Annotated in this window: 1 protein-coding gene; it reads right to left on the reverse strand. The window is 73.1% G+C overall.

Annotated elements, in window-relative coordinates:
* Positions 1-344: 344 nt before the first annotated feature.
* Positions 345-968, reverse strand: a 624-nt coding sequence (locus NBZ85_RS31395) for a TetR/AcrR family transcriptional regulator (protein WP_261563455.1), incomplete at its 5' end; no start/stop codon positions are given.

A 968-nucleotide genomic window follows, 5' to 3' on the forward strand; every position in this document is an offset into this window, starting at 1 on the left:
GGCATGGGTGGCGGCGGGATGGGCGGCGACCGCGCCTCGGGGACCAGCTCGCAGATCGCCACCTGGGTCGCGGCGCACTTCACTGCCACCGCCGTGGGCGGCCAGACGGTCTACGACCTGACCGCCACCAGCACGAACTGACCCCCACCAGCACGAACGGCTGACACGACACGGCTGGCACTGCCCGCCGCGGCGGCGACGGACCTCCCGGGGGCCGTTGCCGCCGTGCGGGTGTTTCGGCCCCGCCGCTGCGATCAACGTACCCGGATCGGCGCACCGTCTGGATGAGGGCGCGCTCCAGTCCCGGCGATCAAGGTGTTCCGCGGAACCGCACCGCGCAACCGCTACTCAACGTCGGTGCCGGCGTGCTGCCTGGCCAGCAGGGCACGCAGGCCCTCCACGATGAGGGCGTCGGCGAAGGCGGCGACGTCGCTGCGATGGATCTGGGACCACGTCTGCTCCACCCGGCCCAGCGCCGGCCACTGCGCGGGCCGGTCGCTCGGGACGCCGCCGTCCGCGCCCCCGGCGGCACGCATCCGGCGCTGGATGATGGACCGGGCCATGCCGTAGTCCTGCAGGACGTTGAAGCCGAGCAGCGCGTTCTTCGGCGTCAGGCCGGCGTCGAGCAGGATCTGGAGGTAGCCGTCCATGATGCGCCAGCCATGGGCGGTGGGCGGGCGGCCGAAGACCAACGCGTCGACGCCCGGCCAGGCACCCAGTGCCTCGGACACGCGGCTGCGCAGCGTGCACAGGCGCACGTCCCAGTCGCCGAGGTCGGTCGGGGGGATCTCGACGTCGGCGAGAACCGCGTCGACGACCAGGTTGACCAGCGCGTCCTTGTTGGGGACGTGGTGGTAGGCGGCCATGGCGGACACCCCGAGCTCCTCGGCGAGGGCCCGCATGGTCAGCGCCTCGAACCCCCGGGTCGTCCCGACGCGCAGGGCAGCGGCGACGATGTCGTCAACCCC

This window comes from Frankia tisae, assembly GCF_025403405.1.
GTDB lineage: Bacteria > Actinomycetota > Actinomycetes > Frankiales > Frankiaceae > Frankia > Frankia tisai.